The organism is Streptomyces sp. CA-142005, assembly GCF_050942335.1.
Taxonomy (GTDB): Bacteria; Actinomycetota; Actinomycetes; order Streptomycetales; family Streptomycetaceae; genus Streptomyces.
In genome coordinates this window covers 641,812-655,374 of the sequence record NZ_CP192078.1, presented here as the reverse complement: position 1 = coordinate 655,374, position 13,563 = coordinate 641,812, and the positions used below count along the sequence as shown (strand labels likewise).

Below are 13,563 nucleotides of genomic sequence, written 5' to 3'. Positions count from 1 at the left end.
GCGCGGTGGGCGAAGAGGCCGCCCGCCGCGCCCCGCGTCACGAACCCGCCGGATGCACCCGCATCACACGGACTCCGCGCCGCTGGAGTCCCGCGACGGTGTAGTCCTGCCGCTGCCAGGTGCCGATGGTCCCGTCCACGAGGCCCTCCGCCTCCTCGCGCCGCAGGTCCCGGTACCTGAGGTTGACCAGGGGCGGCTCGTAACCGGGCACCACGTCGAAGTCGTACACCTCGCAGAACCTCTCGCCCATGGAGCCGTCGGCGGCGTAGTAGGTGAGCCACCGGGCGTGGTCCTCCAGCCGGGTGGGGTGCACGCCGGGGCGGCCCAGCACCAGGTGGGCGACGAGGGCCGTGATCTCGGGGCACTTGTTGGTGATCGAGGCGACGGGGTCGTTGTCCAGGTCGCCCATGATGACGATCGGCTTTTGCGCGTTCACGGGCCGGAAGACCCTTACGTGGTAGTCGGCGTGGCCGTACCAGTGCGGCGACCGGAAGGGCAGCGCGTACTGGTCGATCACCAGGACGGCCTCGTCGTCCAGCGTCGGTGCGTCGGCGGACCTGCGGCGGCGGAAGATGCTCATGTCCGCTTCCTCAGCAACTCGGTGATCTCGGCTCCGACGTCCTTGGTGAGCGGGCCCGCGCACGGGATGCCGAGACTCTCCGCGAGCCCCCGGCCGTGCAGGTCGACGGCCGACTCGGCGAGTTCCGCGAACGCCGCGCCCGCCGCCCGCGCCCGCCACCAGGCCGTCACCGCGGTGGCGACGCCGACGACCGCCGACGGCCACCACACGAAGCCCACGGCGAGATAGGCGAGGGCCCACGCCACGAGCCGGGTCGCGGCGGCGAGCCGGCCGCGGGCCGTGCCGATCTCGGCCCGCACATCCTCGGGCAGCGTCAGCCACAACCGCGGCCAGGCCGAGGTGAGATCGAGCCGGTAGGTCTCCCAGACCCTGGTGTCCACCGCGGCGATCCGGTCACCCAGCCAGAACGGGTGGCTCGGCGGCGCGAGGCTGATCCTGTTGCGCCGGGCGTTGAACTCGCGGGCCCGCGCCGCGGCCGCCGGCGCCCCGGGCGTGCCCTCGGCCCTGGCCGCCTCCAGCAGAGCCTCGTCGAACCGCTCCTGTTCGGCGTCCCAACGCCCCCGGCGCCGGTCGGTGAGCCGACGCGGCCGGGTGGCGAGCCACAGCCGCTCCACCGCGGCGCCCAGCGCGGTGACCGCGAGCCCGATGCCCGCCGAGACGGCCAGCACTCCCACCAGGACGAGGGCCAGGGTGCCGGTGCTCCGCAGCGCGGGCTGCGCCGACAGCCGGTCGAGCCGGGTCAGCAGCAGGCCGGTGTCGTGCCAGTGCCGCTGCCCGAGCGTCACCCCGGCCACGGTCACGCTCAGCAGCAGCACGCCGGGGCCGAGCAGCAGGGTGAGCCAGCGCTCGGCCAGCTTGCCGCCCAGCGCCTCGAGGAACTTGGTCACGACCGGAGCCTCGTCACGGCCATCGGCCGCCCGTGCACCAGGCAGTCCACCGGCACCGCGCCGGGCGCCTCGAACCGGGAGCAGGTACCGCCGGGGCAGGCGAGAACCTCCAGGACCCGGTGACCGTCGCCGGCGCCGGGCAGTCGCTCGTAGGAACGGACCGGGCTCAGCCCCGCCGCGTGCCCCGCCCGCAGCAGCAGCTCCTCCAACTCGTCGAAGTCGTCGGCGAGTTCTCCGGGCGCCGCGCCACCCCGGACCCGGTCGGCGATCGACTCCGCACGGGCACGGATCTCCGGCGAGGTCCGCACCGCGTCGGCGGCGTCGGCCAAACGCCTGCACAGGACGGCAAGTTGGTCAGCGGTCACCCCAGCGAGGATAACCTCGCTCAGTGACCCCGACACCCTTCGACAGTGAGATCGAGCGGAACCGGCGCCTGGCCGCGGAGGGCTCGGTCAACGCCATGAGCGACCTGGCGATGACGCTGCGCGACCGCCACCGGTCCACCGATGATCCGGCGGACCTGCTGGAGGCGATCGCCCAACTGCGCGCCGCCATCGGATATGTGGCGGACCACCCGATCAGACACACGCTACGGGTCAACCTCGGTGCCGTGCTGCTGGACCACTTCCAGTACGCCGGCGACGTGTCGGCGCTGCATGAGGCGATCGCCGGATGCGACGAGGCCATTCCGCTGCTGGACGAGGACAACATGCGCGTGGCAGCCATGATGCGCGCCGAGGCGCTGATCCTGCTGGCCGAACACACCCGCGATCCGGTGCACATCGCCGAAGCCGTCGCGTCGGCGTCACGGCTGCCGCGCGTGCCGGCCGTGCTGTTCGTGCTGGGCAAGGCCCTGCACATGCGGTACGAGCTGACCGGCGACCACGCCGCGCTCGTCGAGGCGGCCCGCGTCCTCGAGGAAAGCGTTCGGACATCGTCCGCCGACGACCCGAGCCACCTGCTGCGGCTCAACCAGTTGGGCGATGTGCTGCAGCGCTCCGCGGAACACACGGGTGACGAGTCGGTACGGCAGACCGCCATCCGGTATCTGCGGGCCGCGGTGGAAGGGGCTCCGAGCACGTCGGGACTGCTGCTGGACTTCAAGGTCGACCTCGCGGCGGCGCTGCGGGACCGCGGCCGGCACACCGGTGACCTGGCGGCGGCGCGGGAAGGCGTGAGCCTGCTGCGCGAGGTGCTCGCGGCCACCCCGCCCGACACCCGCTCCTGGGGCAACCGATGCGAGAACTACCTGATCGCCGTGCAGGGGCTCGTCGAACAGACCGGCGACCTCGAACTCCTGGACCACGCCGTGCAGATCGGCCGGGCCGCCCGTGGCCGGGGCAGCAAGGAAGCCACGATCCCGCTGCTGCTGGGGCTGCTCCACCACGAGCGGTTTCTGCAGACCCGGCTGCAGTCCGACCTGGCGCTGGCGGTCACCGCGTTCACCGAGGTCGTCGAGGCGGTGCCGTACGGCGAAGGCGACCACCTGGCGGCGCTGGGAAACCTCGGCCGGGTCTGGTTCTCCGAGCACCGGTTCACCGGCGATCCGGAGGCGTTGCGCCGGTCCGTGACGGCACTCGGCAGCGCCGTCCGGGCGAGTGCTCCCGACACTCCGAAGCGCGGCGCGGCCGAGATCAACTACGGTGACGCCTTGTACACCCAGTACGAGGTGAGCCAGGACCCCGGAGTCCTCGCCGCGGCGGGGCATGCCTTCCGGGAGGCGGCCCGGAACACGGGATTGCAGCCGATCGGGCGGATCAAAGCCGCACGCGCATGGGCGGGCACCGAAGCGGAGGCGGAACACTGGCACCGGGCGCGGGACGCCTACGCCTACGCGGTCGGCCTGCTGCCGCTCGTGGCGCCGCGGCGTCTGGCCCGCCTCGACCAGCAACGGATGCTGGAAGAGCTCGACGGTCTCGCCGCCGACGCGGCCGCCAGCGCCCTGTGGGCGAACGATCCCGAGACGGCCGTACGGCTGCTGGAACTCGGCCGTGGCGTGCTCGGCGGGCAGCTGCTGCAGAGCCGTAGCGACCTGTCCCGGCTGGCCGCCGCCGCACCCGGACTCGCCGAACGACTGGCGGACGCCTTCGACCGGCTGACCCCGTCCGGGCATCTCCTGGGCGCGGCGGCGGACGAGCGGCACGACCTGGACCTCCGGCTGGGCCGGCTGCTCGACGAGGTCCGCGCCCTGCCCGGGTTCGCGGACTTCCTCGCCCCGCCCGCGCTCGCCGATCTGCTGGCGTCCACGGGGGACGGACCGGTCGTGCTCATCAACGTGAGCGGATTCGGCAGCGACGCGCTGATCGTCGAGCCGTCGGGCGTCACGGTGGTCGAACTGGCGGGCGTGACACCGCACTCGGTGGCCGAGCAGGCCGCCGCGTTCGGGGCCGCGCTGCACACGGCGACCCGCCCGGGAGCGGGCGAGACCGAGGCCCAGGCCACCGTCACCCAGGTACTCGGCTGGCTGTGGGACTTCGTCGCCGAACCGGTGCTGAAACGGCTTGGGTACACCACCGCTCCGTCCGGCGCCTGGCCACGCCTCTGGTGGTCACCGGTGGGACAGCTCGCGCTGCTCCCCCTCCACGCGGCGGGCCGCTTCCCGGACGGTGCGACGGTCCTCGACCGGGTCGTTTCCGCCTACACCCCGACCCTGCGGGCCTTGCGGCACGCCCGGGCCCGCTACGCCGTGGCGGGCCAGGATCTGGTGGTCGTGGCGATCGGGGACGCACCTGGCGCCAAGGCGCTGCGCAGCACGGAACGGGAGGCGAGCCGGATCGCCACCCTGACACCGGCCACCCGGCTGGTCGGCGCGCAGGCGACCGTCGACGCGGTCCGTGCCGCGCTCGCGTCCCACGCCTCGGCGCACTTCGCCTGCCACGCGGCGAGCGATCCCGACGACCCGTCAGCGGGACATCTGCTGCTGCACGACGGTCGGTTGTCGGTGCTCGACGTGTCCGCGCTCGACCTGTCCGGGGTCCGGCTCGCCGTGCTGTCCGCGTGCGAGACGTCGCTCGGCGCGCCCCGGATCCCGGACGAGGGCCTGCATCTGCTGTCGGCCTTCCAACTCGCCGGCTACCCCCAGGTGGTCGGCACGCTGTGGCAGGTCAACGACCTCGTGGCCCGGCTGGTGGCCGAGGACCTGCACCAGCGGATCGCCGGGGGCGAGGACGTCGCGACGGCGTTGCACCACGCCGTACGCCGCTGCAGGGAGCGTTTCCCGAAAACCCCGACGCTCTGGGCGGCACACCTGTATTCCGGCCAATGACGGACACGCGGCCGTCAAGGGTATGGGCACGGGCGCGGCACTGCGGCCAAGCTGGTGGTGTGGCGTTCTGGAGCAGGAAGAAGACGACGAAGCAGCCGGAGGTCACCGACCACTACGTCGGTGACTTCGGCAGTGCCGAGATCAAGGTGACCGAGCGGCCCGGTGACGTGCCACTGATCGACGTCAAGCTGAAGGTGACTCAGGAGTTCGCCCGGGGAGCGGAGTTCGAGCGCAAACGCGAGGAACTGGGCCTGCGGCATCCGGAGACACTGCACGCTCTGCACCTGTACGCGGTGGCCCTCGGAGCACTGCCCGACCGGCGCAAAGACGCCATCGAGCTCCTCGACTGGCTGGTCGCCGCCCGCGCGGACGACGAGGAGAACAGGCTCCTGGCGCTGAACGACCTCACCCGGCTGCTGCAGGACGGCGGCCATCTCGCACTCGCCGAGCAGCGGTTGCGGGGAGCCTTGTCCGGGTGGGAGCGGCTGCGTGGCCAGGACGACCACCAGACCCTGTCGATCGCGTCGAACCTGGGGAGGGTCCTGATCGACCTCGGACGCCGGGAGGAGGCGGAAGGGCTGATGCGGGACACCGTGGCCCGCCGCGTCCGCACCCTCGGCGCCGCCCATCCCGACACGCTCAGCAGCAGGAACACGCTGGCGGGAACGCTGCGCGGCTCGCCCGACCGGCTCGCCGAGGCCGAACGCATGTACCGCGCGATGCTGGCCGACGCCGACGCGGGCAGCGACGTGGCACTGACCGTGCGGCACAACCTGGCTGCCGTCCTCATCCACCTGGGCAGGCTCGCCGACGCCCTGACGATGTACCGGGAGCTGATCGACGCCCGGTCGCGGCTGAAGGGCGACCGGCATCCGGACACCTTGACCGCCCGGCACAACCACGCCGTCGTCCTGAACCGGCTCGGCCACGTCACCGAGGCGGAGACGCTGGTCGCCGAGCTGCTCCGGGACTACCGGCGGGCACACGGCCCCCGGCACACCGCGACCCTCGGCGTCCAGGTCGACCTGGCGGCGATGAAGGCCAACCAGGGCCGCAACGCGGAGGCGGTGCCACTGCTGCGCGACGCGATCGAGGGCTACCGCAACACGTACGGCCCCAACCACCCGCGCGTCCGCGAACTCACCGGCATCCTCGCGCAGCTGGGCGGGTGATCGAAGCCGACGCGGCCCGGAACGCTCAGATCACCGAGGCCGTAGGTGGGCAAGTGCCCGTAAGGGCGGCTCGCCACGCCTGGGGGCCGTATCGCCAGTCCGCCGGCGACGAGGTCACGCGTCGGCGGACGGCCACGCCATGTACTTGGAACCGTTGGCGGACCCGGCCGATGAGCCTCTGTCCGGGGCGGGCAGCCGCCGAGTCCGGCGAGTCCTTCGACATCCTGCCGACTGGGGCTGTCTGCGAGCAACTTCCGTTCCCGAGCCGAAGCGCGGGGAGGCACCCGTGGAAGCTGGGAGTGACGGGGTGGTCAGTGCGCCCAGACGTCGATCACCGGGGAGACAACCTGCATCTTGCTGTCGACGAGGCGCAGCTGGTTGTGGCCCTTCAGGGTGATCAGGGTGCCGGAGGGCACCGACGTCCCTGGGGGAAACCTCCGCTGAGGGCGTGGCGGACCCGTGGCGGCCGCCGCGCCCCAGGACCCGGCAACCACGGCTGCGGTCACCACTCGGGCAGCCCAGATTCGGACGCCTCAACTCCGGGGCGAGTCTTCGAGAGTGGACGTGTTCGAGCGTGCGCCGGCCGGGCATGCCGGGGCTGGTCGGGGGTCGAGGGTCAGGCAGACGGGTTGCGCGCCGCGTCTACGCCGGTGGGCCCCTCAGGCACGAACCGGGAGGTCCGGCCCCGGCAGCCGGAAAGTGGGCTCGAACGCTTACCAGTAGTGCCGTCGGCCGGCGACTGCGTGCCCCGTGGAGCCCAGGATCCACAGCGCCGCGCCTACGACCAGAAGAATTATGCCGATGGTCCACAGGATGGAGATCCCTGTGACGAAACCGATGATGAGAAGGATGACGCCGAGGGCGATCATGACAGGCCTCCTGGTGAGGGAATCGCTCCTGTCATCCGGGTGCCCCGAACCGGAAGGCGATACGCCACTTGGCAGTCCCCGTAAATCGCATCGCATTTCAGCGGGCGGACCTACTACTCGGTGTGACGGCCCCGCCCCGGACAGTTGAGGAGCGCGTGTCCCGGGGCTGCCGTGGTCCATGATCCGCGCTTGCACCCAAAGCGCCCGCCATCCTCCGGGCTGATCCTCAAGGCGTGGTGCTTGACGGACATGCTGGTCACTGTTTGTCGGTATTGCGGCGCTATGTCAACTCCTTGCTGAGGCTGCTCGTTCGCGGCCCGCCAACGCAATACCGGTGAACGGCAAAATCCAGTTGTACCGCTCGGGTAGCATGATCGAACTTACGGGGACCTCCCGCATCGCTGACCCTTCCCCGGGGAGCTGTGCTATCCGGACGAAGGGTGACCAATTCAATTAACATCGAATAAATCGGCCAAATAATTGATACCTATCGCGTCGCGGGTGATTTCGCGAATAAAGAGCAGATCTGGGTTCGCTGCGGGCCACCGGCCGCGGGTGATGCTGTGGGCTGCGGCGGGTGTCGCGGCCCTCGGATTCCTCGTCGGTCTGGAGGTTGCCGCGCGTCGCTATGGCCTGCCGGGACCGCTCACCAATCAGGTGCGGGAGGTGATATTTCCCCCCAAGTCGGGTTTTCTGCTGTACGGCAGCATGGCGTTGATGATGGTGGTGCTCACCTGGCGGCAACGGTTCATCGCCGCGGGCGTCGCGATCGGCATCGATGTCATCGTGTTGCTGGTGCGGTGGGCTGTGGGCGTCAGGGTCACCGAGGGCCACCCCTTCGGAAACGGCGCGTTGTGGGTGATTCTGGGCTATGCGGTCATCGGTCTCACGCGCCGAAGGGGCGCGGAACGGGTCCTGCTGCTGAAAGGCGTGGGACTGGGCCTGCTGCTGGTGGCGGGCCGCAAGGTCGGCGACACCTGGCTGCTGATCACGTCGAAGAGCCGCCCATCGGTGCTCGACCAGTACGTGGCAACCGCCGATCGGGCGCTGGGCGACCCCTCGTGGCTGGCGGGCCGGATTGTCAGAGCCACAGGTCCGGTCGGCGCCCACGTTCTCGACCTCGTCTACGGTCAGCTGGCAGTGGCCGCGGTCGTCGTCACGGCGTACCAACTGCGCAACGTGGCGACCGAGCGTCGATTCCCGAGTCACCATCTGGTGCGCACCTTCCTGGTCATCGGCCTCCTCGGGCCGGCCATCTACATGATCTTCCCGGTGGTCGGACCGGTCTTCGCCTACGGCCCGGGCGCCTCCGGCACCGGCGGCTTGCACTGGGCAGTGGCCGACCTGTGGCCGGACACGCCGCCGCCGATCCATGCCCCGCACCCGATGCCGTACGACGAGATCACCCCACGCAACTGCATGCCCAGCCTGCACACAGCGTGGGCTACCGCGATTTTCGTTCATTCCCGCAAAGGCCCACGGTTTCTGCGATTCGCAGGCGCGTTCTGGCTGGTTGCCACGCTCGGCGCAACGCTGGGGTTCGGCTACCACTACGGTGCCGATCTCGTCGCCGGAGTGGTGTTCGCGCTGACGATCGAGGCGGCTCTGCGCTCGGTCGAACGTGGCTGGGACCGGTCGGGAATCCAGCTGGTCGCCTACGGCACGACGGTTTTCGCCGCGCTCTTGCTGTCCTATCGGTATCTGCCGGTGGAGATGGCCAGATATCCGTGGGTGTTCGGACCACTGCTCATTCTGGCGATGACCTCAGTGGTCCGCGGCTACATTCGGACCACCAAACTGTGGGAGCCGGAGGTCGCACCGGTACGGCGACCAGAACCGCAACCCGAACTCGCCTGAGTCGCGTCGCATCAGCAAGCGTGTGAACTCCCACGCCGTTGTGCGACCGCACCGTCGCCCGAAAAAGATCGGGCGGCGATGTCGAGATCCGGCGTCCGGCTCCGTCCCCGGGGTGAACGCGACCACAATGGGCCGCAGGAGTACCGAGGAGAGACACGATGGCCAAGTACCTGCTGCTGAAGCACTACCGCGGCGCCCCGGCTTCGGTCAACGACGTGCCGATGGAGCAGTGGACGCCGGAGGAGATCTCGGCTCACGTGCAGTACATGCGCGACTTCGCGGCCCGCCTGGAGGAGACCGGCGAGTTCGTCGACAGCCAGGCACTGGCCCCCGAGGGCACCTTCGTCCGGTACGACGGCGAGGGGCGTCCACCGGTCACCGACGGCCCCTTCGCCGAGACCAAGGACCTCATCGCCGGCTGGATGGTGATCGACGTCGACACCTACGAGCGGGCCCTCGAGCTGGCCGGGGAGCTGTCGGCCGCCCCCGGGGCCGGCGGGAAGCCGATCCACGAATGGCTCGAGCTGCGCCCGTTCCTCGGCGGGCACGAGCACTGCGTCACGGAGTGACCCCACCGATGGACGAGGCCCTGCTGCGCAGCCTCACACCGAACGTGCTCACCGTCCTCGTCCGCCGCGGAGCCGACTTCGCGGCGGCCGAGGACGCCGTACAGGACGCGCTGATCGAGGCACTGCGCGTCTGGCCGTCCGACCCACCGAGGGACGCGAAGGGCTGGCTGATCACCGTGGCCTGGCGCAAGTTCCTCGACGCGACGCGGGCGGACGCCGCCCGCCGCCGTCGCGAGGACCTCGTCGAGGAGGAGCCGGCGCCCGGGCCCGCGCCCGCCGTGGACGACACCCTCCAGCTGTACTTCCTGTGCGCCCACCCCTCGCTGACGCCGTCGTCGGCGGTCGCGCTCACGCTGCGCGCCGTCGGCGGGCTGACCACCCGGCAGATCGCCCAGGCCTACCTGGTGCCCGAGGCGACCATGGCGCAACGCATCAGCCGGGCCAAGCGCACCGTCTGCGACGTGCGATTCGACCAGCCCGGCGATGTCGCCACCGTGCTGCGTGTCCTGTACCTGGTCTTCAACGAGGGCTACTGCGGCGATGTCGACCTGGCCGCCGAGGCCATCCGGCTCACCCGGCAGCTCGCGGCCGCCGTCGACCACCCCGAGGTGGCGGGGTTGCTCGCCCTCATGCTGCTCCACCACGCCCGGCGTGCCGCCCGGACCGCGGCCGACGGCAGCCTGGTGCCGCTCGCCGAGCAGGACCGCGGCCGGTGGGACACCGCGTTGATCGCCGAGGGTGTCGGGATCCTGCAGGCTGCACTCGCCCGCGACCGGCTCGGCGAGTTCCAGGCCCAGGCCGCCGTCGCGGCCCTCCACGCCGACGCGCCCACCGCCGAGGAGACCGACTGGGTGCAGATCGTCGAGTGGTACGACGAGCTCGCACGCCTGACCGACAGCCCTGTCGTCCGGCTCAACCGCGCGGTCGCCGTCGGCGAGGCCGACGGACCGCGCGCCGGCCTGGCGGCGCTCGCGCAGCTGGACGCCTCCCTGCCCCGGTATGCCGCGGTGGCGGCCTACCTCCACGAGCGCGACGGCGACCTGGCGACCGCGGCACGGCTGTACGCCGAGGCGGCCCACAAGGCGCCCAACCTCGCCGAGCGCGACCACCTGACACGTCAGGCCGCCCGGCTCAACACCCGCCGACGTCGCTGACGGGCCGCGCTCGGACCGGCCCGCGAACTGGCCGCAGCCCCGTTGCCACGGCGGTCGCCTCACCGTGGAACACGATCCCTCTGCGAGGGCGCGCCGTGCCGTTCCGTCAGCCGCCGGGTGCGTGAACCTGGTCGAGCCCCGCGCGTAGGTCATGGGCGAGTGTGGTGGCGTCGCCGGTCTTCCAGAAGTGCAGATAGAACAGGCGCGGCTGCTCGTAGAGCAGGTGGTTGTGCACCTCGATGACGGTCAAGCCGTGCGAGCGCAGGGCGCGGACGACGGGGTCGACCTGGTCGGCGGTCATGGCGAAGTCGCCGTTGACCGCTGCCCGCCCGCCGCCGAGCGGCTGGAACATCAGCAGCGTCGAGGCTTCCATCAGGTGCGGCAGCGTGATGTGGGCGCGGCTGTCGGATACCGATTCCTGGAGCGGGATGTGGTACTGGAGTACGCCGTTTTCGTTGTCGCCCTTCGTGCCGACGATGCGGTTCAGCCCTGCGACGTCGAGCGCGATCGGCCGCTCGGCGTCGGGCTGCCGGCCGAGGGGGATACCGGTCGTGGCGAGGGCGTCGTGCACGGTGCGGGCGATGTGCGTCGGGTCGCCGAGGGCCCAGTAGTGCAGCCACCACAGGCGCGGGGTCTCGTCCTGGAGGTGCTTGTGGAGAGCGGTGACCTCCACGCCGCCTCGCTGGAGGCGGTCGGCGACCGTGTTCACCTCGCTGCCGGTGAGGGTGACCTCCCCGATCATCAGCGTCCTGCCGTCGCCGGTGGGGTGGAAGGACGCCTCGGCGTTCAGTTCCATGGCCGGGTTCTCCGTCACACCGGCGTTGACCACGTGCAGGTCGGTGCGCAGCCACTCGGCGGTGTGCACGTCCTGGGCCTCGGTGGTCAGCGGCTGGCCGATCGCGCGGCCCACGGCATTCCAGTCGACGCCGGGGGCCTGGCCGGCGGCGGTGCCGAGGGTGAGAGCGAGGGTGGTGGCGACGGCCGCGGCGCTCGCTGCGACGATGCCGGCGGGGCGTCGGAACAGCTTTCGGCGAGCCATGCATACCTCCTGGTTGCGTCGGCGTGTCACCCGAAGGCCGGAGTCGCTCCTTCCCAGCGCACCACGCAACCGCCCGACGCGCGCGTCGAGCCCCGATCGCAGCCGGGCTCATCCGCAGGTGGCGGCCGGTCCCGGCCCCCTACCAGGCCGCACCGACCGCCGGCATACCCGCGGAGCCGAATTCGTCCCCCCGCCCCTTCACCTGAAGCGCCCCGCTCCTGAAGAAGACTCCGAGCGCAGGCGACGCATGTGCGCCGATATCCCGGTGCGGCGCCGGCGGGGCCGGCCTGCGCATGCAGGGAACGCGGTGCGGCGCGCTGGTTCCTCCCACCGTTTTCCGCCTTCCCTGCCGTGCGCACCTTCCATCGGATCGGCTATCCGCCTGGCCTGATGCGTCCGCGCCAGGATCCGGACTCTTCTCCGCGCTGCTCGATGTACTGCTTGAAGCGCTTCATGTCGCCCTTGACGCGCCGGTCGAGTGTTCCGACCATGTCCGCGGCCTTCTCCACAGCCCCACTGGGTTCGACATCCATGACCAGTTCCACCCTGGTGTGCATGTCGTCGACGCGCTGGAAGCGGACCGAGCCCTTCTGGGACGTGTCACCGCTGGTGGTGCGCCAGGTGATGCGCTCGTCGGGAAGCTGGTCGACGATTTCCGTGTCGAACTCCCGGCGGATTCCACCGATCTTGGTGGTCCAGTGGTTGTGGCGATCGTCCAGCTGCCTGACTTCCTCGACTCCCTCCATGAATTCCGGGAACGCCTCGAACTGCGTCCATTGGTTGTAGGCGGTGCGCACAGGCACGTCGACTTCCACTGTTTCCTTGACCGTGCTCATCAGTGCCTCCGTAGATCGATCTGGCGCTGTGCCGAGTACCCGGCGCGTCACCGGCTACTACCTCGGGCTTGTGCTGCCGGGCAAAACAGGATCATGTCCACGTCACGCAGCCGCCCGTCCGCATCCCGTCGGCAGCGGTCTCGCGCGGGGACGGGCGCCGGGCCCGTCGGAACGGACGTAGCATCGACGCCGGTTCCCCACCGGTCGGCTCGGGTTCGCCCGGCCTCGCAGCGCACAGGAGTGTCACGGCCCATGGACGCACCCGCGGACAGCCCGTGGTCGGGAACCGGTCTGGACGCGCTGACCGGGCGCGTTCTGGAGCACCTGGTGGCTGTGCCCTCGGCGGACGCGGCCGAGGTGGCGGCGGCGGCCGGTGTGTCCGCGGCGGACGCGGAACGGGCCCTGCGGCACCTCGCCGACGCCTCGCTGGCACTGCGCATCGACGGCGGCACGCCACGCTGGGCGGCCGGCCCTCCGCGCTCGTCCCTCGGCGCCCTGCTGGCCCGCCGACGGGCCGAACTGGCGCACGCCGAAGCGCTCGTGGAGCGCCTGCACGAGGTGTACGAGACCGTGTCCGGGCCGCGCGCGGCGCACCTGGTGGAGCTGCTGGAGCGCGAGGAGCAGGTGTCGGCGCGCTACGGCCAGCTGCTCAAGGGATGCGCATCCGAGGTGCTGCACCTGGCGAAACCGCCCTACGTCACCGGTTCCGACGTGTCCACCGGGGAACCGGGCGTGGCGGACGGGGTGCGGATGCGCTCGGTGTACGAGACCGAGGGCTTCACCGACGCGGTCTCCCTGACCACGGCGTTGCGTGGCACCGGGCAGGGCGGGGAACTGCGGCTGGCGTCGGGGCTGCCGGTGAAGCTGGTGGTGTTCGACCGGGCGGCGGCCCTGCTGCCGGTGCACGGGGACCGGCCGGCCGCGGGCTCGCTGGTGGTCCACTCGCCCGCGCTCGTCGAGGCACTGGTGGCCCTGTTCGAGAGCGTGTGGGAACGCGCCGAGCCGGTGTCCTTGTCCAGCCGGACCGACGCCCCACCACCGACACCCGGCGGTCCGCTGCCCGCAGACGCCCCGGCGACGCAGGAACCGGACCCCCGCACGCGGGAGATCCTGCACCTGATGGCCACCGGCATGAAGGACGACACCATCGCCCGCCTCCTCAAGGTGAGCCGCCGCACCGTCCAGAAACACGTCAGCGAGGCAGGCACCCGACTCGGCGCCCGCACCCGCTTCCAGATCGCCCTCCTCGCGGCGGAACGGGGGTGGCTGGGGGAGCACTAGCCGAGGGCCGCTGCCCGCGTTCTCCGCGAACGGTGCCGTACCCGTGGATACGGC

Annotated in this window: 12 protein-coding genes; 6 read left to right on the top strand and 6 right to left on the bottom strand. The window is 71.2% G+C overall.

Annotated elements, in window-relative coordinates; genetic code table 11:
• Positions 1 to 37 precede the first annotated feature (37 nt).
• The 3 genes from ACQPXS_RS03435 to ACQPXS_RS03425 are packed head-to-tail and all read right to left on the bottom strand — an operon-like array spanning position 38 to position 1,832.
• Positions 38 to 580 (bottom strand): hypothetical protein, encoded by a 543-nt coding sequence (locus tag ACQPXS_RS03435; protein WP_433446763.1) that lies wholly within the window; start codon positions 578 to 580, stop codon positions 38 to 40.
• Positions 577 to 1,467 (bottom strand): hypothetical protein, encoded by an 891-nt coding sequence (locus tag ACQPXS_RS03430; RefSeq protein WP_433446761.1) that lies wholly within the window; start codon positions 1,465 to 1,467, stop codon positions 577 to 579. The genes ACQPXS_RS03435 and ACQPXS_RS03430 overlap by 4 nt, the downstream gene beginning before the upstream one ends.
• The gene (locus tag ACQPXS_RS03425; protein ID WP_433446759.1) at positions 1,464 to 1,832 is read right to left on the bottom strand and encodes a hypothetical protein; all 369 of its coding nucleotides are present in this window, start codon (positions 1,830 to 1,832) and stop codon (positions 1,464 to 1,466) included. The genes ACQPXS_RS03430 and ACQPXS_RS03425 overlap by 4 nt, the downstream gene beginning before the upstream one ends.
• Positions 1,833 to 1,855: 23 nt before the next feature.
• Between ACQPXS_RS03425 and ACQPXS_RS03420 the strand changes: the two genes are divergently transcribed.
• Both ACQPXS_RS03420 and ACQPXS_RS03415 read left to right on the top strand, forming a co-directional pair.
• A complete protein-coding gene (locus ACQPXS_RS03420; RefSeq protein ID WP_433446757.1) occupies positions 1,856 to 4,732 on the top strand; it encodes a CHAT domain-containing protein in 2,877 nt (958 codons plus the stop codon).
• Positions 4,733 to 4,791: 59 nt separating this feature from the next.
• Positions 4,792 to 5,904, top strand: coding sequence for a tetratricopeptide repeat protein (locus tag ACQPXS_RS03415; RefSeq protein WP_433446755.1), 1,113 nt, complete (start codon positions 4,792 to 4,794; stop codon positions 5,902 to 5,904).
• 713 nt (positions 5,905 to 6,617) lie between these two features.
• On the opposite strand, the gene ACQPXS_RS03410 is transcribed toward ACQPXS_RS03415, so the two are convergent.
• Positions 6,618 to 6,773, bottom strand: coding sequence for a DUF6131 family protein (locus ACQPXS_RS03410; RefSeq protein WP_433446753.1), 156 nt, complete (start codon positions 6,771 to 6,773; stop codon positions 6,618 to 6,620).
• A gap of 558 nt (positions 6,774 to 7,331) precedes the next feature.
• On the opposite strand from ACQPXS_RS03410, the gene ACQPXS_RS03405 reads away from it, so the two are divergent.
• The 3 genes from ACQPXS_RS03405 to ACQPXS_RS03395 all read left to right on the top strand — a co-directional run bounded on the left by ACQPXS_RS03405 (position 7,332) and on the right by ACQPXS_RS03395 (position 10,353).
• Complete coding sequence (locus ACQPXS_RS03405) at positions 7,332 to 8,630, top strand: phosphatase PAP2 family protein (protein ID WP_433455682.1); 1,299 nt, start codon at positions 7,332 to 7,334, stop codon at positions 8,628 to 8,630.
• 158 nt (positions 8,631 to 8,788) lie between these two features.
• Positions 8,789 to 9,199, top strand: a complete 411-nt coding sequence (locus tag ACQPXS_RS03400; RefSeq protein ID WP_390683847.1) for a YciI family protein — start codon at positions 8,789 to 8,791, stop codon at positions 9,197 to 9,199.
• Positions 9,200 to 9,207: 8 nt separating this feature from the next.
• Complete coding sequence (locus ACQPXS_RS03395) at positions 9,208 to 10,353, top strand: RNA polymerase sigma factor (protein WP_433446751.1); 1,146 nt, start codon at positions 9,208 to 9,210, stop codon at positions 10,351 to 10,353.
• A gap of 106 nt (positions 10,354 to 10,459) precedes the next feature.
• Here the strand turns inward: ACQPXS_RS03395 and ACQPXS_RS03390 are convergent, their stop codons facing one another.
• Both ACQPXS_RS03390 and ACQPXS_RS03385 read right to left on the bottom strand, forming a co-directional pair.
• A complete protein-coding gene (locus ACQPXS_RS03390; RefSeq protein ID WP_433446749.1) occupies positions 10,460 to 11,392 on the bottom strand; it encodes a DUF1259 domain-containing protein in 933 nt (310 codons plus the stop codon).
• Positions 11,393 to 11,766: 374 nt separating this feature from the next.
• On the bottom strand, positions 11,767 to 12,228 hold the full coding sequence (locus ACQPXS_RS03385; protein WP_356310772.1) for an SRPBCC family protein: 462 nt from the start codon (positions 12,226 to 12,228) through the stop codon (positions 11,767 to 11,769).
• 252 nt (positions 12,229 to 12,480) lie between these two features.
• On the opposite strand from ACQPXS_RS03385, the gene ACQPXS_RS03380 reads away from it, so the two are divergent.
• Positions 12,481 to 13,509, top strand: a complete 1,029-nt coding sequence (locus tag ACQPXS_RS03380) for a helix-turn-helix transcriptional regulator (RefSeq protein ID WP_433446746.1) — start codon at positions 12,481 to 12,483, stop codon at positions 13,507 to 13,509.
• The last annotated feature ends 54 nt before the right edge of the window (positions 13,510 to 13,563 follow it).